The organism is Gluconacetobacter asukensis (assembly GCF_014174375.1).
Lineage (GTDB): Bacteria > Pseudomonadota > Alphaproteobacteria > Acetobacterales > Acetobacteraceae > Gluconacetobacter > Gluconacetobacter asukensis.
The window spans coordinates 33,171-55,556 of sequence record NZ_JABEQE010000006.1 but is presented as its reverse complement, the minus strand read 5'-3'; the positions used below and the strand labels follow the sequence as shown (position 1 = coordinate 55,556).

Genomic DNA, 22,386 nt, shown 5'->3' with positions numbered 1-22,386 from the left:
CGAATCGCGCGCGAAGCGCCCAACCAACCTCGTTCCGTGCCCGGATGCAACAGGCTCCGTTCAACCCGCGCGCATCGCCCGCGCCGCCGCGACCATGCTGGCGATCGCCGGCCAGACCTCAGGCCATTTGCGGGTCTTCAGCCCGCAATCCGGATTCACCCAGATCTGCCGCGCGTCCAGCCGCCGGGCTGCGGCCTTCAGCAGCGCCACCATCTCGTCCACCGAGGGTTCCCGCGGCGAATGGATGTCATACACACCTGGCCCGATCTCCGCCGGATAGCGATGGTCCACAAAGGCATCCAGCAGTTCCATCTTCGACCGCGCGGTCTCGATCGAAATCACGTCGGCATCCATCGCCGCAATGGCGGCAATGATGTCGTTGAACTCCGAATAACACATGTGGGTATGGATCTGCGTCACATCGGCCACGCCGGACGAGGCGATGCGGAAACTCGCGACCGCCCAGTCCAGATAGGCCTGCCAGTCGCGCCGCCGCAGCGGCAGCCCCTCGCGCAGCGCGGCCTCGTCGATCTGGATGATCGCAGCCCCCGCCCGCTCCAGATCCACCACCTCGTCACGGATGGCATAGGCGATCTGGCGGCAGGTGGTCTCGCGCGGCTGGTCGTCGCGCACGAACGACCAGTTCAGGATCGTGACCGGTCCCGTCAGCATGCCCTTCATCGGCCGCGCCGTCAGCGACTGGGCATATTCCCACCACCCGACGGTCATCGGCTGGGGCCGCGCGACGTCGCCATAGATGATCGGCGGCCGCACGCAGCGCGAGCCATAGGACTGGACCCACCCATGCCTGGTGAACACGAAGCCCGACAGATGCTCACCGAAATACTGCACCATGTCGTTGCGTTCGAACTCGCCATGTACCAGCACGTCCAGTCCCGCCTCTTCCTGCCAGCGGACGGCAGCGGCAATCTCCTCCTTCAGGAAGGCCTCATACGCGTCATCGGCCAGCGCGCCCCGGGCCTGCGCGGCGCGCGCCTGACGCACTTCCGGCGTCTGCGGGAACGAGCCGATCGTCGTGGTCGGGAAAGGCGGCAGGTCCAGCATCACACGCTGCGCGGCCTGCCGCACAGGGAACGGCGTGGCGCGGCCCGCCTGCCCGCTTCCGCCAGCGACGCGCGCCTGGACAGCCGGGCTGTTGATACGCGGCGAGGTCCGGCGCGACGCAACGGCGGCCGAGGCGGCATCCAGTTCCCCGCGCACCGACTCCACCCCCGTGTTCAACGCCCGGGCCAGAATCGCCAGTTCCCCGATCTTCTGCACAGCAAAGGCCAGCCAGGAGCGCACGTCTTCGTCCAGCGCGGTCTCGCGGTCCAGATCCAGCGGGCTGTGCAGCAGCGAGCAGGACGGCGCAAGCTGGAGCGTCCGACCCGAGCGCACAGCCGGCGCAATCCTCGCCAGGATCGCATGCAGGTCGGCCCGCCACACATTCCGCCCATCGATCACGCCCAGCGACAGCACCAGGTCGGGCCGCGCCCCCTCCAGCACGGGCTGCAACTGCCCGGGCGCCCGCACCAGGTCGATATGCAGCCCGTCGACCGGCAACGCCAACGCGGTCGCCAGATTGTCGCCCAGATCGCCGAAATAGGTCGTCAGCATCAGGCGCGTACCGTCCAGCGCCGCATGAAGTTGGGCATAGGCCTGCGCATAGGCGGCACGCGCCGCATCGTTCAGGTCCAGCACCAGACAGGGCTCGTCGATCTGCACCCAGCCGGCGCCGGCATCGGCCAGGGCCCGCAGCACGGCGACATAGACCGGCAGCAGGCGCGGCAGCAGCGTCAGCGGATCGAAATCGCCACCGCGCGCCTTGCCCAGCAACAGGTAGCTGACCGGCCCCAGCAGCACCGGCCGCGTCTCGATCCCCTGGGCGCGGGCCTCATTATACTCATCGACCGGCTTGGTCGAGGACAGGCGGAACACCTGATCGGCAGAAAATTCGGGCACCAGATAATGGTAGTTGGTGTCGAACCATTTCGTCATTTCCGCCGCCGGCACACCGCCCGCCGCATGCGCGGCATGGCCATGGGCACAGGCGGCCTCGCCCTGCGTGCCGCGCGCCATGGCGAAATAGGTCGCGCCGTCGACCGGCCCGCCGCTCCAGCCATAGACCGGCGGAATCGCCCCCACCATCGCGCTGGTATCCAGCACATGGTCGTAGAGCGAGAAATCGTTGGACGGAATCACATCCGCCCCCCGGTCGCGCTGCCAGGCCCAGTTGCCGGCGCGCAGCCGGGCCGCTGCGGCCAGCAGCGACGCGGCATCGCTCCGCCCGGCCCAATGCTGCTCCAGTTCGGTCTTCAGTTCGCGGCGGGGGCCGATGCGGGGAAACCCCAGGGTCGCGACGGTAACACTCATGACTGCCTCGTCAGGTTGGGCGGTGCCGTCGGGACAGGTGCGCACGCGCGCTCACGCCGGCCCAGGGACCGGCGCGGCATCATCCACGCCCCATCCGGACACCCCGCCGGAGGATCTTTGTGGCCATGGCAGGTCTCCTGGCTCGCGGGTCCGCGCATCGCCGGTCCGGCCTTCCCAGGGCGCAAACCCCAGTGACGCGAATGGACCGATGCTCGCCGCTTACAGTTGCGGGGGCAGCGCCGGCATCACACCGGCTTCCCTCTTCGCCGCGCCCCAACGGGACGCGGAACCATGACGTGCCGGATTAAGGCACCCGCCCGCATGACAGTCAACATAATTTGCACATATAAGGATATCGTTATATGTAGAGCGCCATAAAACGCATCCACGACATATTCTCGATATTCCCGACGATCCCGCCGCGCTAATGCATGACCGGGAACCGTACAAAATGTCAGGGAATGGTCCTGCCGCCGGCGCGGGTCGCGATGAGGTAACGCACTCAATCGCGTGAAGACGCTCTTCAAGGCAGGACGGGAGAGCATGCCGCGCCTCGTCGGGCTCGTCACACCAAGTTCTCTCGCCCTGCAAACCTCCGAAACGCGCCTGCGGATTTCGGAGCCGGAATACCAGCCTGGAGGCCAGGCTGATATCCCCATCGCGGGGCAAAACGCCCCGCTTCAAACAATAAAGCCGGAGAAAACTTATTTGAGGCTCTGCAGAGCCGTCGTGACAGCTTCCTTCGCCAGATTGGCATCGGTCTCACCTTCGCCACCGCTCAGGCCCAGCGCACCGATCATCTTGTTGCCGATGGTGATCGGATATCCGCCGCCGGCAGGCAGCGTATCAGGCAGGGTGCCGATCATGTAATTGCCGCCATTCAGGGCATGTTCCATGTCCGCCGACGGACGCGCATAGTTCACGGAGGTCTTGGCCTTCATGATCGCCAGCTTCATGCTGCCCAGCTGCGTGCCGTCCATTTTCTCGAGTGCGACCAGATTGCCGCCCTCATCGACGATCGCAATGGCGACATGCGCATGCACCGCCTCGGCGGCCTGCTTCGCACGCTCGATGAACGCGAGCGAAGTCTTGAGGTCCATGGTGCGCTCATGCGCCAGCGCCGCACGCGGAAGCGCCGCCCCGGCCACCAGCAGGCAGGACGCGGCCACCGCACAGCGCATCGCCGCACGCCGCACGCGCCCCCCTTCGGTCGAGGAGAGGGAAAGGCCGGAGAATAAAATCATGATGTCGTCACCTTTACATGGATCGTCTCGAAACGATCAAGGAAGGACCACCCGTTTTCCATAACGGTTCAGGCGTGGCCCATTGTGGGCCACGCCTGCGGAGCGTCAAGAGACGATCAGAAATTCGTCGTGAACTGACCACCCAGGATCGCAATATCCTTGAACGTCGTCGTGGCGCCCGGATGCTGCATATACTGGAAATCGGCCATCAGGTTGGTCGCCGGCGCCAGATTGATGCTGTAGAAGGCCTCGTAGGCATTTTCCCAGTTCTGAATACCGTAGACCGGGCCCCACTGGTTCGACATGAACGGAAGACCGAGCGCCAGGGACGATTCCTGCTGGAGGCTGACGGTACGGCTCATGTCGTAATGCTGGAACATGATGCCCATCGCATCGTTCGGACGATGCCACGGCGTGCCGCTTTCTACGAAACCGACCCATTCGCGATCGCGCATCGCAACCAGGTTGCCCTGCGCATAGCCCGCGCCGCCTTCGATGATCAGGCCGTTGGTCAGGCCCTCTCCGTTGCGGACCAGCATCTGGTTGAACATGAACCACGCGACGCTCATGCCGGCTTCATAGCGGCGCGGCTGACCGGTCGCCTGGAAGGAATTGCCGTGAATATCCTCATACAGGTTCGGATAGCGCGAATTGTCGTACCAGTAGCCGATCTTGTAGTTGCCGCGCAGCTTGTGCTTGCCGAACTCGGGCATCCAGCCGATTTCGACCTGCGAGGTGACCTTGTCCATGCCGTCCTGCGCAATCGCCCATCCCGAAATACCGCCGTTATAGGCATGCGGGCTGACAAGGAAGATACCACCCTCGATATAAGTCTGCTGCGTCGGCCGGATCTTCAGCACGCCGCCCACATTCCCCGACGGCCAGTCACGACCACCAGGATTGTATTTTCCCGGCGCCCAGTTGCTGCACACCGAGACGTTCATGAAAAAGCACGCCGTATAATCGTACGAGAAGAAGCTGCCGGTCGGAATGTCACCCACCGACACGATGACGCGCTTGTTGAAAAAGCTCTTGTCCGCATACATCTCGACAAGATGGGCAACGACGTTGCCGCGCGCGCCGTAGATCTGTTCCGGATTCGTCACCGAATCGCCGGAATTGAGGCTGAAGCTGCGACCATGCCCGTTGATGACGAGCATATGGGTCCAGAGCCCCTCCACGCCGGCCAGGCGCTGCCAGTCGATATCCAGCTCTCCCGCGACCTGACCCGCCAGCACGTTCGACCGGGTCTTGCCGCCGGTGATATTGCCGACATATTCCTCGTTCAGGGCCAGGTTCAGAAAGACGCCGTGCTTGAGCAGCCACGGCTGAATGCCGTACCAGTCACCAAACAGATGCGGCGCTCCCGCAAGGGTCGGAATGACGGGGCCGATCGTGAATCCGCCCACATCATCCAGCGGATACGCCGTCGGCTGGTAAGCCTTGGACGAGACCGCGCCGTATTCGACCGCCTCGCCCTTGCTGGTTGCCGACGGGGGATTATTGCTGCTTGACGATTGGGCAAGACCGTCGCCGGCATGAAGACCGCATACCAAAATAAAAAACGCTACAAACCGTCCAACACTTTTCACAAAGTGGCGCGACCGGTGACATTCACAGTGTCCGATCATCGGAGTCCTATTGGGAATATGGCGAAACTTTTTCTCTATGAAACGCTTCGTCTCGTTTATGGCCGGGAGGGGGGCATCAGGTCATCTTTCATTTTTGAAAAGGCCTATGATTATAAAGAAATAAAACGCAATCGGCCATGATTTCTCTTTAATCATCATATGCCCGCGCGGCCCTGCGATGGCCGTCATGGGTCCAAGCCGAACCTGCCCTAAACCCACACAGATCCATATTTCCAAAACAGCCTTGCGTAAAGTTTTTTTCACAAAGCGGCGCGCGAATGCCATCCGTGAATACAAATTAGAAAACGTTTTCCCATTAAAAAAAATTTTAGTTTCCGGATAAAATCGCGACTCAAGCCATCCCACCGTCTATTTTTTGATCAATTTTTCAAATTTTGGAATAAATTTGTCCAAAAACTATATACATATACTGATTTTCAGAAATTTCTTTCGGATTTTTATAACATTATTCTAGTAATATACGACAAAATCAAAGAATGAAACTATCTATTATTTATAAGCACACCCACATCAACCCATTCCCATCATGTTATAACATTTTTATTTTCGTCTTTGATTATTAATTTTTTGAAAGTCAGGAATCTATTTGAAATTACTCTCGTGTTCAAAAAAACGTTATCTCTTCTTGCTCCTCCGCTCACCATATCAATCCATTGCGTTCCGATATTTCGGCGATTATGGATTGCCATCCGTCAGTGATGCTTCAGATCTCAAGGACATCGGAAACATAGTTCGTACGCCTTGATATTTGCACAATCCATACCTTTGAACTCGTCTGGGAAAAACATGGGAAATTCCGATAAAGCGCGGGGGGAGCCTGTGCGCGGCCATATGTCCCGCCGCCATATGCTGATGGTATCCGCCGCGTCGGCATTTGGCCTGCTCCTGCCGTCCTTCCAAGCCGCCACGGCCGAGGCAGCAACCGGTGCCACCGTAGACGAAGCCGCTGATTTCATCAGCTTTTCCCGTTTCGCGACCGGACACAGCGCGCTGGACCCGCTGGTCGGCCAATCGCTGCTGGGCGCCCTGCGTGCGCAGAGCGCGCTCTTCCCGGGTCAACTCGCGGCACTGGTCAAGACGGTCGCCGACAACAAGCCGGCCGATGTCGAGGCGCTTGAGGAATCCCTGCGCGGCACACCGCTGCACGACACGCTGCTGCACATCATCCGGGCCTGGTATTCCGGCGTGATCGAGGACGGCACCAACGCCCGCGTCTATGCTTTTGAAAATGCCCTGATGTATCAGCCTGCGCGCGATGTCGTGGTCATCCCGACCTATGCGCATAACGGACCGAACTACTGGGTCGCCGAACCTGCTCCCGTTGAGCAAATGCCGCAATTCTGACCGGGGCGTATCATGAAAAATTCCGTATCGAACTCCCGGAGACTCCTCCGCAGCCTCTGGCTGGCCGCCCCGCTGGTCCTGACGGGGCATGCGATCGCGCATGCCGACACGTCCATGAGCCGTGGCCATTATCTTGCCGTCGCCGCCGACTGCGCCGCCTGCCACACCAACGGCCATGAGGGCGCGGAACTGGCCGGCGGCTATGCCATCGCCTCGCCGATGGGCGCGATCTATTCGACGAACATCACGCCGTCCAAGACGTACGGCATCGGCAATTACACGCCCGAGCAATTCTCGCGCGCGATCCGCCACGGCGTGCGCGCCGATGGCGCCGAACTCTATCCGGCAATGCCCTATGGATCTTACAGCCAGCTGACGGACGAAGACGTCGCGGCGCTGTATGATTACCTGATGCACGAGGTCAAGCCGGTCGACCAGCCCGCGCCGAAGACCAACCTTCCCTTCCCCTTCTCGATCCGTGCCTCGCTGTGGGGCTGGAAGCTGATGAGCGGCGTCGAGGGCAAGCCCTTCGTGCCCGATTCCACGCACGATGCGGCGTGGAACCGCGGCAAATATCTGGTGGATACGCTCGCCCATTGCGGCGAATGCCACACACCGCGCAACATCATGATGGCGCCGAAATCCTCGGCCTATCTCGCCGGCGGCGATCTCGGCTCCTGGCGGGCGCCCAACGTCACCAGCGACAAGGTTGCGGGCATCGGCGGCTGGTCCGATCAGGAACTGCAGGACTATCTGCGGACGGGCAAATCTGCGCATGCGCGTGCCGCGGGCCCGATGGCCGAAGCGGTCGAACATAGCTTCCAGTATCTGACGCCGACCGACCTGGCCGCGATGGTCGCCTATCTCAAGACCGTGCCGGCAATTGCCGAGCCCGGCCAGAGCGCCGCGAATTTCGCCCATGACGGCAAGGCGGCGCCCTTCAATTACGCCGCCGCCAATGCGCGCCGCAATAACAGCTCCCTCAAAGGCATGACCGAAGGCAACGTGCTGTATGAGGCCGTCTGCGCAAGCTGCCACCAGTCGAACGGCAAGGGATCGGCCGATGGATATTATCCGTCGCTGATCGGCAACACGACGACGGGCCAGCCCAACCCGGCCGACCTGGTCGCCAGCATCCTGTTCGGTGTCGACCGCACGGTCGACGGCCATCAGATCCTGATGCCGAACTTCGGTCCCCAGTCTCTGGTGCAGCGCCTGGACGACCAGCAGGTCGCGTCACTCGCCAACTATGTGCTGGGTCATTTCGGCAGCGGGCAGGCGACCGTCACCGCCGAAAGCGTCGCCACCATTCGCGCCGGCGGCCCCAAGCCCGCCATCGCACAGCTTTCCGAACCGCGCGTTCTCGCGGTCCTCGGCATTGTCGGCCTGATCATTCTGGGCGCTCTCGCCCTGGCGCTTCGTTTTATCCTCAAGTCCAGACGCGCCGCGTAAGCCGCCGGAAAACAGGAGAGATTCACTCATGGCTCAAGAAACGCTGACGGCGGACGTCGTCATCGCCGGTGCCGGCATCTGCGGCTCCATGCTGGCGCACAAGCTCGCACGCAACGGCGTGTCCGTCATCCTGCTCGATGCCGGCCCCTATCGCGACCGCGACCAGATCGTCGAGAACTGGCGGAACATGCCGCCGAACAACAAGTCGGAATATGATTACGCGACGCCCTATCCGTCGGTTCCGTGGGCGCCGCACACCAATTATTTCCCCGACAACAACTACCTGATCGTCAAGGGCCCGGATGCCAGCGCCTATCGCCAGGGCATCATCAAGGGCGTCGGCGGCACCACCTGGCACTGGGCGGCGTCCAGCTGGCGCTACCTGCCCAACGATTTCCGCCTGAAATCGGCCTATGGCGTCGGCCGCGACTACGCGCTCAGCTATGATGAGCTCGAGGCCTATTACTACGCCGCGGAATGCGAAATGGGAGTCAAGGGCCCCAACGGGCAGGAGATCATCCCCTCGGCGCCGCGAAAGAACCTGTGGCCGATGGACTCCATGCCGTACGGGCCGGGCGACCGCGTCTTCACGGACATCGTCAAGCCGCTCGGCTATGACAACACGCCGGTGCCCCAGGCGCGCAACAGCCGTCCCTATGACGACCGTCCCCAGTGCTGCGGCAACAATAACTGCATGCCCATCTGCCCGATCGGTGCCATGTATAACGGCATCTATTCGGCACTGAAGGCCGAACGGGCCGGCGCGCGGATCATCCCCAACGCCGTCGTCTATTCGATCGAGACCGACGCGAAGAACAAGATCGTCGCGATGAACTACTACGATCCGGACAAGGGATCGCATCGCGTCGTCGCCAAGACCTTCGTCATCGCGGCCAACGGTATCGAGACGCCCAAGCTGCTGCTGCTCGCCGCCAATGACCGCAACCCGAACGGCATCGCCAATTCGTCCGACCAGGTCGGCCGCAACATGATGGACCATCCGGGCATCGGCATGAGCTTCCAGGCAGCCGAGCCCGTCTGGGCCGGCGGCGGCTCGGTGCAGATGAGCTCGATCACCAATTTCCGCGACGGCCCGTTCCGTTCGGAGTATGCCGCCATCCAGATCGGCTACAACAACACCGCCCAGAATTCCCGCGCCGGCATGAAGGCGCTGTCCATGGGTCTGGTCGGCCGGAAGCTGGACGAGGAAATCCGTCGCCGCACGGCGCACGGCGTGGATATCTACGCCAACCACGAAATCCTGCCGAACCCGGAAAATCGCCTGGTCCTGTCCAAGGACCATCGCGACGCGCTGGGCATCCCGCATCCGGAAGTCACCTACGATGTCGGCGAATATGTCCGCAAATCCGCCGCCCTGTCGCGCCAGCATCTGACGAAGATCGCCCAGGCGATGGGCGGCACGGAAATCGAGATGTCGTCGTTCTTCACGCCGAACAACCACATCACCGGCGGCGCGATCATGGGGCATGACCCCCGGGATTCCGTCGTCGACAGCTGGCTGCGCACCCACGACCATCCCAACCTGTTCCTGGCGACAGGTGCGACGATGGCGGCCTCCGGCACGGTCAACTCCACCCTGACCATGGCCGCGCTGTCGCTGCGCGCCGGCGACGCGATCCTCGCCGATCTCAAGCACGGCTGAGTTTCTCAACATCTCCGCCATGATGAGGTGCCCCCCACCTCATCACGGCCCAAGGCTCCAGACACGCGGCCGCCGGACACATTGTCCGGCGGCCGCGTCGCTATTGGGGGTCATGAACGGAGACATCCCCCAGGAAGCGATATAATTTGCATATATAAGGATATCATTATATCACTCCTTCATGACTTCCCCCCTCACCCTGTTCCAGGCCCTGGCCGACCCGACGCGCCTGCGTATCCTGGCGCTGCTGCGCGCCATGGAACTCTCGATCGGCGAAATCGCGCAGGTGCTGGGCCAGAGCCAACCCCGCGTCTCGCGCCATGTGAAGATCCTGGTCAGCGCCGGACTGGCGGATCGGCGCAAGGAAGGAAGCTGGGTCTTCCTGACCCTCGGCGCGCCCGGCATCGTGGCCCCGGTGCTGAAGGCGATCGATTGCTGGAGCCCCCAGGGTGACGGCGAACAGCAGGCCGACCTCGCCCGGCTGAAGGCGGTACGCGCCGTCCGCGCCACAGCGGCCGAGGATTATTTCGAAACCCACGCCGCCAACTGGGACGCGCTGCGCTCACTCCACGTGGCCGAACGCGATGTCGAGGCCGCGATCGAACGCCTGCTGGCGCCCGAGCCGATCGGGCGCATGGTCGATATCGGCACCGGCACCGGCCGGATGATGGAATTGCTGGGCCGGCAGGCCGCCAGCGCCATCGGCTTCGACCGCAGCCCGGCCATGCTGCGCCTGGCACGCACCAAGCTGGCGCAGCCGGGATCGGACCATGCCGAATTGCGGCAGGGCGACATGTATGCCCTGCCCCTGCCCGATGGCGCGGCCGATTTCGCGATCATGCATCAGGTCCTGCATTACGCGCAGCATCCCGCCGCCGCGATCGCCGAGGCCGCGCGCGTGCTGGCACCGGGCGGCCGCCTGCTGATCGTGGATTTCGCACCGCACGACCGTGAGGATCTGCGCGAGCGCGACGCCCATGTCCGCCTCGGCTTTACGGACCGGCAGATGGCGGACTGGTTCGCCGCCGCCGGCCTGGCCAGCGCGCCGCCGGTCCATCTGGATGGCGAACTCACCGTCAAATTGTGGCTGGGCCGCCGCACGGCCACCCCGTCCGCCTGACCCGCTTCTTTCCTTTTTCCGCTTCCAAGGAACCGGCCATATGTCCCTGTCCCAGCCCCCCGGCCCCGGGCTCTCGTTCGAATTCTTCCCGCCCAAGACGCCGAAGATGGCCGAGGCGCTGCGGCAGACCGCATCGGTCCTGGCCCCGCTCGGCCCGCGCTTCATCTCCGTCACCTACGGCGCCGGCGGCTCGACCCGCGACCGCACGCTGCAGACGGTCGCCGAACTGGTGCGCGAAACCAATGTGCCAGTCGCGGGCCATCTGACCTGCGTCGACGCCACCCGCGCCGAGGTCGACGCCGTCGCCCGCGCCTATTGGGATGCAGGCGTGCGGCATATCGTGGCCCTGCGGGGCGACCCGTCCGAACTCGGCGCCCCCTTCGTCGCCCATCCCGACGGCTATGCCGGGGCGGTGGAACTGGTCGCCGGCCTGCGCCGCATCGCGCCGTTCGAAATCTCGGTCGCCGCCTATCCGGAAACCCATCCCGCCGCCATCAGCCCGGCCGCCGACCTGGATCATCTGAAGGCCAAGATCGACGCCGGCGCCACCCGTGCCCTCACCCAGTTCTTCTTCGAGGCCGAAACCTTCCTGCGCTTCCGCGACCGTGCCACGGCCGCCGGCATCACGACCGAGATCGTGCCGGGCATCCTGCCGGTCGCCAACATCGCCCAAGCCTATCGCTTCGCCGAAATGTGCGGCGCCCATGTGCCGGACTGGATGCGCCGCCTGTTCGACGGGTTGGACGACCATCCCGGCGCGCGCGCCATGGTCACCACCACCGTCACGGCGGAACTGTGCCGCCAATTGCACGATCACGGCGTGACCGACCTGCATGTCTACACGCTGAACCGCCCCGACGCCGCACTGGCCCTGCACCGGCTGCTACATGCCGGCAGCACACCCTGACAGACGGCGCGCACCTTCTCCTTGCTTATTTTATGATATCATAAATATATAAGATAAAAAGCAGGGAGCGGCACGCATGGGAACGCAGGAAATCAAGGCACGGGCCATTTCGGGTTTCGCAGGGATCGGCATCGTCACACTGCTGGTCCTGGCAGGATTGCTCAACGCGCTGTCCGCCGGACTCGTCCCCGGCGACATGGCGAAAGCGTCGTGCGCGGTCGCCACGGGCCTGTGCGGCATCACGGCCGTGATCCTGCTGCGGGGCCTCCTCACCCTGCAACCCAACGAATCCGTGGTCCTGACATTCCTCGGGAAATATTCGGGCACGTTGAGCCAGGACGGCTTCTGGCTCGTGAATCCCTTCGCCGCCCGCAAGCGGCTCACCCGCAGGCTGGTCACGCAGGAAATCGGACCGCTGAAGGTCAATGACGCGGCCGGCAACCCGGTCGAAATCGGCATGGTCCTGACATGGCGCGTGGCCGAAGCCGCACGCGCGGTCTTCGATGTCGAGAATTACCAGGCCTATGTCACCGCCCAGGGCGAAACCGCCCTGCGCAGCCTGGCCAGCCGCCACCCCTATGACGAAGAGGAATACCGGCAAGCCCTGACCCTGCAGCAGTCCGGGGAGACGCTCCACCAGGATGGCGGCGTACTGTCCCTGCGCGACGGCGGAGACAGGCTGACCGCCACCCTCGCCGCCGACCTTCGGGAACGGATGGAACTGGCCGGCCTGGTGGTGAAGGAGGCCCGCCTGTCGCACCTGGCCTATGCGCCCGAAATCGCGGCGACCATGTTGCGCAAACAGGCAGCCAGCGCCGTCATCGCCGCCCGGCGCACCATCACCTCCGGCGCCGTTTCCATTGTCGAACAGGCCCTGAACGAACTCGAAGACCGCCTGGGTGGCGTCCTCGACGCCGAGCGCAAGGCGGCGATGATTTCCAACCTGCTGGTGGTCCTGGTCGGCGATCGCGATGTCACGCCGGTGGTCAACACGGGCACGCTCTATTCGTGACCCACGAGAGAAGCAGGGGAAGGCCGCGCGGACCGGACAAGGCGGCCTTCGCCCTGCGTCTCGACCCGGCCCTGCTGGCGGCCATCAGACGCTGTGCGGACGCCGAACTGCGCAGCGCAAACGCACAGATCGAAATCCTCCTGCGCGAGGCCCTGACCAGGCGCGGCATCCGTGTGGCCGAAAGCCCGGGCAGCGAGCCCTCCTGAGAGCCCTGCGCCGTCAGACGACCTGCTGTCCGGCCACCCACACCTGCCGAACCCGCAGATCCTCGTCCATTACGACGAAGTCGGCCCGGCGCCCCACCGCCAGAACGCCCCGGTCATACAGGCCCAGATAGCGCGCGGGGGCACCGCTGGCCAAGTCTGCGGCACGCGTCAGCAACACGCCACCACTTTCCACGGCGTTGCGCAAGGCGACATCCAGGGTCAGCACGCTGCCCGCCAGCGACCCGCCCGGCAAGCGTACCACCCCGTCCTTGATCATCACATCCTGCCCGCCCAACTGGCTCGGCCCATCCGGCAGGCCCGTACCGCGCATCGCGTCCGTCACCAGCAGCAGCCGTCCCTCCATCAGGCGCGCCGCCATGCGGAAGGTGGCGGGGTGAACGTGATGCGTGTCCAGGATCATTTCGGCATAGGCCACATCGCTGCACATCAACGCCGCAACGGGGCCGGGGCGGCGTCCCTCGATCGGCGCCATGGCATTGAACAGATGCGTCGCCCCCACCGTACCGCCGGCGGCACAGATCGTGCAGATCGCCTGCTCGGTCCGTTCGTAATCGGCCGTCATATGGCCCAGACTGATCCGCACCCCCGCGCGAGCGAAAGCCTGCATGGCGCTTTCGGCATGGTCCAGTTCCGGCGCCAGGGTCACCACGCGTACAATGCCGGTCTCCAGCGCCTCTCGTACCACCTCGGGACCGGGTGCGATGGCGTAGGGCGGCTGCGCGCCAAGCTTGTGCGGGCTGACGAACGGCCCTTCCAGATGCGCGCCATGGATGTCGGGACCATTCGCCACGCCCACCCGACGCACCTCGGCGATCGCGCGCAGGGCATCCATGACATCCGGCCAGGGACGGGTAATGGTCGTCGGCAGGATCGTCGTGGTTCCGTGCGACAGATGAAAGCGCGACAGGCGCCCGATCGCCGCCACCCCGTCCATGGTGTCCGCACCGTCGCCGCCATGGACATGGCAATCGATGAAGCCGGGCAGGATATAGTGTCGCGGTGCATCCGGGCACGCCGCGATCTCGCGGATATGCCCGTCGAAGGCAATGCGCCCCGGCATGATCCGCTGGGGCAGGACGACCCGGCCCTCCAAAGCTGGAGACGACGTCATGATTCCTCCGCGATCGGCAGCCGTTCACGTCCGAAATGCCGACTGTAGAAAAGGATGGCAAGATACGACGGCAGCACCAGCATCGCGAACAGGCGTTGAAAGCCTACAACCGGCTTCAGCCAGACATAAAATTGCGGCATGACCGCGCCACCGCAGAACGCCATGACCAGCAGCGCCGAGGCCAGAGGCGTAAAGGCGCCCGCGTCCCGGATGGCGATCGGAAACAGGGCCGGCATGATCATCGCATTACTCAGGCCCAGCAGCGCCACACACAGCACCGAGACATAGCCATGCGTGGCCCAGGCCAGCACGGTCAGCACACAGCCCGCCAGACAGGACAGTTCCATGCAGCGTTCCTGCCGCAACAGGCGCGGCACCGCCAGCAATCCGCCCAGATAGCCCAGCATCATCGCCGCCAGCGTCAGGGCGGTGAAAAAGCGGGTCTGATCCAGCGGCAACCCCAGCCCCCGACCATAGGTACCGATCGCATCCCCCGCCATGACCTCGACACCGACATACAGGAACATCGCCCCGATCCCGGCCAGCAGGTGCGGCTGGAGGACATACGCCTTCCAGCCGGCCTCCGCCCGGCGCGACGGCGGCAGCGACGGCACATCCAGGTCAGGCAACGGCGACAGGACGATCGCGGCCGACATCGCCACCAGAACCGCCGCCATGCCCATATAGGGCCAATAGATCGCCCGCACGAAGCCGACCAGGATCGCCTCGCGCGCCATCGGGTCGGATGCTGCCCGCGCGCGCTGCGCCACGCCGCCGATATCGCGCATAGCCAGCACGGCCAGCGCGACCGGCGCCAGGATGCCGGCGAATTTGTTGCAGATCCCCATGATAGCAATGCGCTGGGCAGCCCGCGCCGGAGGTCCCAGCAGGCTGACATACGGGTTCGCCGTCACCTGCAACAGCGCCAGCCCAGCGCCCAGCACCAGCAGCCCCGCCAGCGCGCCAGCATACCAGCGGCTGGCGACGAACTGGCCGAACAGCGCGCTCCCCACGGCCATGACCAGAAGGGCGAGCGCAAGCCCGCGCTTCAACCCCATCCGCCGCGCGACCGCCGACGACGGCAGCGCGAACAGGAAATAGGACAGGTAGAAGACCAGCGGAATAAAAAACGCGCCGACATCATCCAGCGAGAACGCAACCTGCACGAACGAGATCAGCGGGCCGTTCAGCCAGGTGACGAATCCGATGACGAAGAACAGCCCGGCGATGATCGCCAGCGGCGCCCAGCCGAAATCGCCGGCCGGCCCACGCGGCGGGGGCTGGTGGCGCGTCATGCGCGTCGCGGCCCGGCCGGCACACAGGCCCGCGCGTATTCCTTCAGCACCTGATCGATCGCGGCCAGGACAATGGCCCGCGGCGTGCGCGCGACCGCGCCGGCGCGCACGCGCGCACTGACGGCCGGCAGGAACTGGCGCAGCAGCGCATCCGGCAGGCCGCCTTCCTCCAGATCGGCGAACAGCCGCCCCACCGCCGCCTCCGCGGCGGCGGACGGCCAGTAATAGCGGATCCGGTCGCTGTAACCGTAATGGCGCAACATCGCCTGCCGCACGGGCGATCCCGCATAATGACCGGTCCAATGGCCGGGCGCGCCCGTCATGACCTGCTCCATCGTCTCGCGCAGGCTTTCGCTACCGGGACACAGCACCGCGCGCACCGCGTCCAGCGCATACAGCGCCTCGCGGAGCGCGAAGGTCAGGCCCGGTCCCACTTTCAGCAGCGCGAACCCGTCCTCGACCAGCGCGCGCAACGCGGATTCCGGCTGATAGTCGGTCGAATGCGCCTCGAACACCCGGCCCGGCATCGCGGCCAACGTGGCCGCCAGCGGCTGGGCGGGATCGCGGCGGTAGACGGCCACGTCCTCGGCATCGAATTCCACCCCCGGCTGCACAACCAGCGCGATCACCCGCGACCAGACGTCGTCTCCCAACGTGGGGCGGAACGCCGCCTCATGCACCGCCAGGGTGCGCAGGGCCGCGTCGGGCGTGGTCGGGACCACATGGTCCAGATGATCCGATGCGCCGCTCACGCCGCCGGGCACCGGCACTTCGGTCCCGATGACATACACCGCCTGTCCCGGGGCCACGGCCTCGGCCCGCGCCGCCAGCGCGCGGGCCCGCCCGGCCACGACATCGTCGGCCAGGGCGGCGGGTTCGCCCCCGCATCCCATGCTGGCATCCAGATGCAGCTTCACGAAGCCGGCCTCGGCATAGGCCGCGATCATCGCATCCGCCCGGCGCATCGCCTCATCGGGCGGCAGCGATTTCCACGGGTTGGGGCCCAGATGGTCTCCTCCCAGCAGGACCAGCCCGCGCGGGCAACCAGCCTGATCCGCGATGCGCCATACCATGTCGCGGAAATCGGCCGGCGTCATGCCGGTATAGCCCCCTTCCTGATTGACCTGGTTGCAGGTCGCCTCGATCAGAACCGGGCGCCCGGTGCGCCCGGCGCGCGCCAGCGCGGCCTCCAGCACCAGCGGATGCGCCGAGCAGACCGATGGCAACCCGACCCGCGCGGCGCGCGGTACCGACGGATCATGCGCCTGCGCGACCAGCGCGCCGAATAAGGCCAGGGACATGAAATATTTCCTTCCGGCCACGACCGCTCAGGCGACCGTCACGACTTTGGTCAGGTGGCGGGGTGCCAGCGTGTCCAGCCCGCGCTGGCGCGCCACATATTCGCCCAGCAATTGCAGCACGGGCAGGCACAGCAGCGGCAGCACGGCGGCCAGACCGTCAACGGACAGTTCGATGCTACCCGGTCCGCCCAGTCCCAGCACCCGCGCTCCCTTCGCCATCAATTCCCGCGCAAGCCGCGCTTCCTCCTCGATCGTATCCGGATGATACAGCATGACGACGCAGGAGCGATCGTCGACCAGGCTGATCGGGCCATGACGATATTCCAGCGGATGATGCGCCTCGGTCTGGCTCAGGCTCATTTCCTGCAGTTTCAGCGCGCCCTCGCGCGCCACGCCATACAGCGCCCCAGCCCCCAGGAAGACGAAATGCGACCGCCCCGCGATCAGCCCCGGCAGAACCGGGTCGGCCGCGCGCAGCAGCACCTCGGCAGCCTTCGTGGTCTCGGGCCCGACGGCGATCCCGGCATAGCGCAGGCCCATCAGCAGCATCAGGCTGGCTGAGGCCGTCATCACGATCCCTTCCTCGGGATGGGTTTCGGCCAACACGATTTCATCGGCATTGTGGCACAGCGCACTGCCCGGCGCGCAGCAGAAGGCCGTGACCGCCAGGCCGGCCGCCCGGCTGGCCGCGGCCGCGGCTACCGTCTCGGTCGATTCGCCGCTGCGCGACAGGGCGACGACATGCGGCGCAATGGCCGCCGGCACGTAATTGTCCCGCCGCCGCGTCCATTCGTTGCCCGGCACCGCGCGAGCCAGCACCCCGTGCATGTTCAGCGCCGCGGCGATCGAATCCGCGATATGGACCGACGTGCCACACCCCACCACCACATGGACCAGACCGGCACGCGGCCGCACCCCGTCCATGACCAGCTTGTCCCATAGCGGGAATTGCTCGCGGATGCCGCGTTCCGTTGCGTTCATGGTCAATCGTTGCCTTTGCTTCCGTTTGGATATTCGTGTGGATATTCGGCATCGGGCCGGATCAGGGCGCCTGGGCGAACAGGCCGGCATCGGTCAGGCCGGCTGCCAGCCTCACGATCCAGGCCGCATCGGGGTCCCACCCCGCCCGCCGGGCCGCCAGCAGCGCCGCGCCGCCGACGGGCGGCAGGATCGGGGCCGCCGGCACGCCGCACAGATCGATGACCGCCCGGCGGAGCGACGCGTTCCGAAACGCCCCGCCGGCATCGCACCAGGCCAGGCCGGGCAGCGCCAGCATCCGCCGCGCCGCGCCGACATGCCGGGCCAGATGCGCCGCCGCCCGTTCCACGATCCGCCGCGCCGGCCCGTTGCCCGCCGCCGCCAGCATGTCGACGCCACGCGTCAACGCCGCCACCTCCGACCGCGCATGGTGCAGACCGCCATACCAGTCCAGCAGGGCGGCCTCGATCCCGGCGGGATCGTCCGACAGCCCCATGAACCGGCAGAACGGGGCAATGAAGGACGCGGCATCCGGCTCCCGCCCGTCCACCGCCCGCGTCAGGGTGCCCAGCGCCTCGCGCCCGATCCAGAAGGCACTGCCCTCATCGCCGAACAGATGTCCCCATCCGCCGACCCGAAGGCCGCGCCCGGCCGAGTCCGCCGCCCAGACCATCGACCCGGTCCCCGCCAGCAGCAGGATGCCGGGGCCGCCGCCGAACGCGCCGACACAGGCGATATCGACATCGTTGCGCACGACGTACGGACACCGCCCCCATTCCGCCGGCACCTCGTCCTGCCGGGCGCTGACCGCCGGGCTGCCGCCATAGCCGGCCATGCCGAAAGCGGCGGCGACGATGCCGCCAGGCAGGTCCGCCAGCAATCCGGCCATCTCGTCCCGCCAGTCCGGCCGATCGAACGGATTGGTGCCGCCGGCCTGGCGCACCGCCAGCACCGTGGCATGCCGATCGATCAGGACGAGCAGCGTCTTCGACCCGCCACTATCCATCGCCAAAAGGCAGGGCTCGCCGGAAGCGTGCGGCACGTTCTTTCCTCCGACCAACAGGTGTGTCGTGCGATGACCCGATGCTTCCGATCAGAAAGCTCTCATGTCAAGTCATTTATATGATCGTTTATGATCGATATGCCCGACCCGCCCGTCACTCATCTCCCGCTTCACCGCCCGCGCTCCGCACCCGCGTGCAGGCAACCCCCGCCTGTTCGAGGCGGGCGAGCCATTCGCCAGAAATACCGTCATCCGTGATCAGATGTCCCAGATCCTCCAGCCCCGCGACACGGAACGTCGCATGACGCCCGAACTTGCTGCTGTCGATCAGCAGCAGCCGTTCGCCCGCGCGCCGGACCATGGCGGCATTCAGGCTGGCCTCCTCGCAATCGGGGGTGGCGATCCCGCCATCGGGCTGCACCGCGCTCGCGCCGAGAAAAAGCTGATCGAACCACAGCCCTTCGATGGATCGTTCAGCCATAGGCCCGACGATGCTACGGTTTTCGTTCCGCACACGCCCCGCCAGCAGGCAGAGCTGAAGCTGCGGGGTATCGAGCAGCGCCTGCACGATGGCGATACTGTTGGTGAACACGGTCAGTGGAATCGGCCCCAGCCGCAGGCGCCGCGCCAGTTGCAGCACCGTCGTGCCCGAATCGAGAAAAATCGAGGAATGCGGCCGCAGCGACGCATAAGCCGCCTCGGCGATCGCACGCTTGATCATCAGGCAATGACTTTCGCGCGCCTCGAATCCGATTTCCAGCCCGCCGGAATTGACGATTTCGGCCCCGCCATGCGTCCGGCGCACATGACCCAGCTCTTCCAGGCGATGAAGGTCGCGCCGCACCGTCACGACCGACGTATCCACGACACGCGCCAGTTCGTTCACTCCCGTAATGCCATGGAGGTAGAGGTAATGGCGGATCTGGGTCAATCGATCGGGCTGCATGGAAAATCTCCGACAGAATGGGCCCGACATTCTGGCATCATTTCCCCCCGTTCTCAATTCGCACGCGAAAAACGATCACAAAGAGATCGATCCGATCCACGACCAATCGATTCGCGGATAAAATCCGACATTCTCTCGCCGCAATACGCCACACAACCCCACGATCGACACAATAAATATATTTAACTATCTGTATTAATTACATTTTTTAAAATGGAATTTTTATGATCGTTTATGATCGTTTTTGTATTGCAATCTCCTGACCGCCCATGGCTAAACTGCGTCATAACCTTGCAATGCGAAGCAATGCCATGAGCCAGCACGATCACAATCAATCATCCCGTTGCCAAATGCCCCGTCGATCTCCCCGCCGATCCGTGGACCTGCTGTCACAGCTTGCCTTTCTCCTCTCCTGTTCAACCGCGCTCGGGGCCACCACGGATCCGGCCGGCAGGACGGCGCCCCGCCACGATCATCCACGCCCGACATCCAGCCGCACCGCGCCGGCGGCGGCCCCAAAGACTTCCGCGAAGGGAGAGGACATCCAGGTAACCGGAGCGGTCTCCAATGCGACCGGCGTGACGAACACGACGCCCGGCGGCGGCCTGCTGGCCCCCGAAACCGCGGCACAGGCCCAGCAAACCGTCACGCGCGACTTCATCGCCAAACAGTCGCCCACCAGCAATCCGCTCTCGCTGATCCAGTACGTCCCCGGCGTCACGCTCTCCAATGCCGACGCGTTCGGCCAGTCGGACCAGAGCAGCTTCTATATGCGCGGCATGGGGCAGACTTCGGTCGGCTATACGCTCAACGGCATTCCCACCGCCGACCCGACGCATTACGTCCCCTATACGTCGCAGGCCGCCGATACCGAGAATATCAGCCACCTCACGGTCCAACAGGGCGTGGCGGACATCGCGATGCCGGTCTACAACGCCCTGGCGGGGTCGATTAAGGAATCCCTGACCGACCCCGCCGATCATTTCGGCGGCAAGATCGACCTCAGCTACGGCAACCATCAGGCCGCGCGCGAATTCATCCGCCTCGACAGCGGCGAGATCGGCCATTCGGGCATCAAGACATTCGCGTCCTACTCCTACGGCACCCATGCGATGTGGCTCGGCCCGGGCCGCAGCCGCCGCTCACATGTCGATGCGATGGCGCTCAAGGAATGGGGCGAGGGAAACAGCGCCCGCGTCTTCCTGACTTACAATCAGAGCAGTGAGCCGTATCTGATGAGCATCACGATGCAGCAATGGAAGCAATACGGCCGCTCAGCAGCTTATTACGACCCAACCTACACGACGGGCGACTATAATTATTACAAGCTCAACGCGACCGAGCAGCATTCCGTCATCATCGGCGCGCCGCTCTCCTTCAATCTGGGCCACGGCCTGACCTTCGAATCCTCGCCTTATTACGTGCATATCCACGGCGCCGGCGATAACGGGCAGACCCAGGCGGAATACGGCTATAACGGCATCCAGCCCACCGGAAACCTCAACATCCCCAACGCTCAGGACGGGTACGCGTCGGTACTGGCCATCGACAACTGGAACCAGCACACGGCTGGTTTCAACAACACGCTCAGTTGGAAGCTCGGCCATAACGAACTGAAGGCCGGCTACTGGTACAATTATTACGACCAGCACGAAATCGCCCCACTGTCGCAAATCGGGGCCAATGGCGAAGGCGAGAATTACTGGGGGATGTACCCGATCCGGGGCCAGGACGGCGCGCCCCTGATGATGTTCAACATCCACCTGATCCAGCAGCTCAACTCCCTGTTCATTTCAGACACCTACAAGGCGCTGAGCGACAGGCTGACCCTGAATGCCGGCTTCAAATACGTCATGATGTCCTATCATTCGACGAATGCGATTCCGGGCGATATGTATAATTACGGCCGCAACGACGCCCAGCCTCTGCCACAGGTCTCCGCGTCCTTCCAGATCACGCCGCACGACCAGATCTATCTGGACGGCGCGACCGCCTTCATGGAACCGACCGGTATCCTCGTCTACGGCACATACTGGGACGGCTCTGCGCCGATCGTCGACGAGGCCCATTCGACCAACCTGAAGGCGGAATACTCGATTTCCGAGGAAATCGGCTACCGGCACACCGGCCTGGTGAACATCACTGCGTCGTTCTTCAACTACAACATGACCAACAAGCAGAGTTCGATTTCCAGCTATATCGGCGGCCGGCTGGTGTCGAATTACGTGAATGCCGGCGGCCAGACCTCGCGCGGCTTCCAGCTCGCGGCGGGCCTGCGGCCATGGCACGGATTCAGCCCCTATGCGTCGTTCCAATATCTGCACGTCACCACGGACAACAACCTACCCGACAAGACCGACTTCATCCGCAGCGCCGGCAAGATAGCACCCTACAGCCCGAAAACCACGGTCAATGTCGGGCTCTCCTACGATAACGGCAATTTCTTCGCCAACGGGTATATGAGCTATGTCGGTTCGCAATACGCAACCTTCATGAACGACCAGGTCATGCCCGCCTATGCCACCGGAAACGTGACGGCGGGCTATCGATTCAAGAAACTGTGGATCGCCAAATCCCCCCAGGTCCAGGTCAATGTCATGAACGTCACGGACAACAAATATCTCGCGGCCGGCAACGGCGGCTACAATGCCAGGACCACGACGGGCGTTCACGGCACGACGCTTGCCGGCAGGGCCCCCACCTATGTCGTAGGCGGTGGCTTCGGCATTGTCTTTTCAGTCACGACGGGCTTCTGATT

Annotated in this window: 17 protein-coding genes and 1 riboswitch; of the genes, 8 read left to right on the top strand and 9 right to left on the bottom strand. The window is 64.3% G+C overall.

Annotated features, from left to right (window positions below; genetic code table 11):
- Positions 1 to 60: 60 nt before the first annotated feature.
- The 3 genes from metE to HLH35_RS08545 form a co-directional block, all read right to left on the bottom strand.
- Entirely contained in the window at positions 61 to 2,373 is a 2,313-nt protein-coding gene (gene metE, locus HLH35_RS08555; RefSeq protein ID WP_182978754.1) for a 5-methyltetrahydropteroyltriglutamate--homocysteine S-methyltransferase, read from the bottom strand.
- A gap of 110 nt (positions 2,374 to 2,483) precedes the next feature.
- Positions 2,484 to 2,682, bottom strand: a riboswitch (cobalamin riboswitch).
- A gap of 395 nt (positions 2,683 to 3,077) precedes the next feature.
- Complete coding sequence (locus HLH35_RS08550; RefSeq protein ID WP_246384962.1) at positions 3,078 to 3,617, bottom strand: GlcG/HbpS family heme-binding protein; 540 nt, start codon at positions 3,615 to 3,617, stop codon at positions 3,078 to 3,080.
- Between the two features lie 116 nt (positions 3,618 to 3,733).
- Positions 3,734 to 5,035, bottom strand: coding sequence for a carbohydrate porin (locus HLH35_RS08545; RefSeq protein ID WP_408870110.1), 1,302 nt, complete (start codon positions 5,033 to 5,035; stop codon positions 3,734 to 3,736).
- Positions 5,036 to 6,100: 1,065 nt separating this feature from the next.
- On the opposite strand from HLH35_RS08545, the gene HLH35_RS08540 reads away from it, so the two are divergent.
- From HLH35_RS08540 to HLH35_RS08510, 7 genes are all read left to right on the top strand, one after another.
- Positions 6,101 to 6,613 carry a sugar dehydrogenase complex small subunit gene (locus HLH35_RS08540; RefSeq protein ID WP_182978752.1) on the top strand — a complete coding sequence of 171 codons (513 nt, stop codon included), beginning with the start codon at positions 6,101 to 6,103 and terminating at the stop codon, positions 6,611 to 6,613.
- A gap of 12 nt (positions 6,614 to 6,625) precedes the next feature.
- Complete coding sequence (locus HLH35_RS08535; RefSeq protein WP_182978751.1) at positions 6,626 to 8,065, top strand: cytochrome c; 1,440 nt, start codon at positions 6,626 to 6,628, stop codon at positions 8,063 to 8,065.
- A 28-nt stretch (positions 8,066 to 8,093) separates the two neighbouring features.
- Positions 8,094 to 9,728 (top strand): GMC family oxidoreductase, encoded by a 1,635-nt coding sequence (locus HLH35_RS08530; protein ID WP_182978750.1) that lies wholly within the window; start codon positions 8,094 to 8,096, stop codon positions 9,726 to 9,728.
- A gap of 181 nt (positions 9,729 to 9,909) precedes the next feature.
- Positions 9,910 to 10,848: an ArsR/SmtB family transcription factor gene (locus HLH35_RS08525; RefSeq protein WP_182978749.1), complete on the top strand. Its 939-nt coding sequence runs from the start codon at positions 9,910 to 9,912 to the stop codon at positions 10,846 to 10,848.
- A 40-nt stretch (positions 10,849 to 10,888) separates the two neighbouring features.
- Positions 10,889 to 11,755, top strand: coding sequence for a methylenetetrahydrofolate reductase [NAD(P)H] (metF, locus tag HLH35_RS08520; RefSeq protein ID WP_182978748.1), 867 nt, complete (start codon positions 10,889 to 10,891; stop codon positions 11,753 to 11,755).
- A 76-nt stretch (positions 11,756 to 11,831) separates the two neighbouring features.
- Positions 11,832 to 12,767: an SPFH domain-containing protein gene (locus HLH35_RS08515; RefSeq protein ID WP_182978747.1), complete on the top strand. Its 936-nt coding sequence runs from the start codon at positions 11,832 to 11,834 to the stop codon at positions 12,765 to 12,767.
- Complete coding sequence (locus HLH35_RS08510) at positions 12,764 to 12,973, top strand: toxin-antitoxin system HicB family antitoxin (RefSeq protein ID WP_182978746.1); 210 nt, start codon at positions 12,764 to 12,766, stop codon at positions 12,971 to 12,973. The genes HLH35_RS08515 and HLH35_RS08510 overlap by 4 nt, the downstream gene beginning before the upstream one ends.
- Positions 12,974 to 12,986: 13 nt before the next feature.
- Here HLH35_RS08510 and nagA read toward each other — a convergent pair whose 3' ends face one another.
- The 6 genes from nagA to HLH35_RS08480 form a co-directional block, all read right to left on the bottom strand.
- Positions 12,987 to 14,105: an N-acetylglucosamine-6-phosphate deacetylase gene (gene nagA / locus HLH35_RS08505; protein WP_182978745.1), complete on the bottom strand. Its 1,119-nt coding sequence runs from the start codon at positions 14,103 to 14,105 to the stop codon at positions 12,987 to 12,989.
- Positions 14,102 to 15,400: a glucose/galactose MFS transporter gene (gluP, locus tag HLH35_RS08500; RefSeq protein WP_182978744.1), complete on the bottom strand. Its 1,299-nt coding sequence runs from the start codon at positions 15,398 to 15,400 to the stop codon at positions 14,102 to 14,104. The genes nagA and gluP overlap by 4 nt, the downstream gene beginning before the upstream one ends.
- The gene (locus tag HLH35_RS08495) at positions 15,397 to 16,701 is read right to left on the bottom strand and encodes a class II D-tagatose-bisphosphate aldolase, non-catalytic subunit (protein WP_182978743.1); all 1,305 of its coding nucleotides are present in this window, start codon (positions 16,699 to 16,701) and stop codon (positions 15,397 to 15,399) included. Before HLH35_RS08495 ends, gluP begins: the two co-directional genes overlap by 4 nt.
- Before the next feature lie 27 nt (positions 16,702 to 16,728).
- Positions 16,729 to 17,682, bottom strand: coding sequence for an SIS domain-containing protein (locus HLH35_RS08490; RefSeq protein WP_182978742.1), 954 nt, complete (start codon positions 17,680 to 17,682; stop codon positions 16,729 to 16,731).
- 61 nt (positions 17,683 to 17,743) lie between these two features.
- Positions 17,744 to 18,721 (bottom strand): BadF/BadG/BcrA/BcrD ATPase family protein, encoded by a 978-nt coding sequence (locus HLH35_RS08485; RefSeq protein ID WP_338029318.1) that lies wholly within the window; start codon positions 18,719 to 18,721, stop codon positions 17,744 to 17,746.
- 115 nt (positions 18,722 to 18,836) lie between these two features.
- Complete coding sequence (locus HLH35_RS08480) at positions 18,837 to 19,628, bottom strand: DeoR/GlpR family DNA-binding transcription regulator (RefSeq protein WP_246384960.1); 792 nt, start codon at positions 19,626 to 19,628, stop codon at positions 18,837 to 18,839.
- A gap of 578 nt (positions 19,629 to 20,206) precedes the next feature.
- On the opposite strand from HLH35_RS08480, the gene HLH35_RS08475 reads away from it, so the two are divergent.
- Complete coding sequence (locus HLH35_RS08475; RefSeq protein ID WP_182978740.1) at positions 20,207 to 22,384, top strand: TonB-dependent receptor plug domain-containing protein; 2,178 nt, start codon at positions 20,207 to 20,209, stop codon at positions 22,382 to 22,384.
- The last annotated feature ends 2 nt before the right edge of the window (positions 22,385 to 22,386 follow it).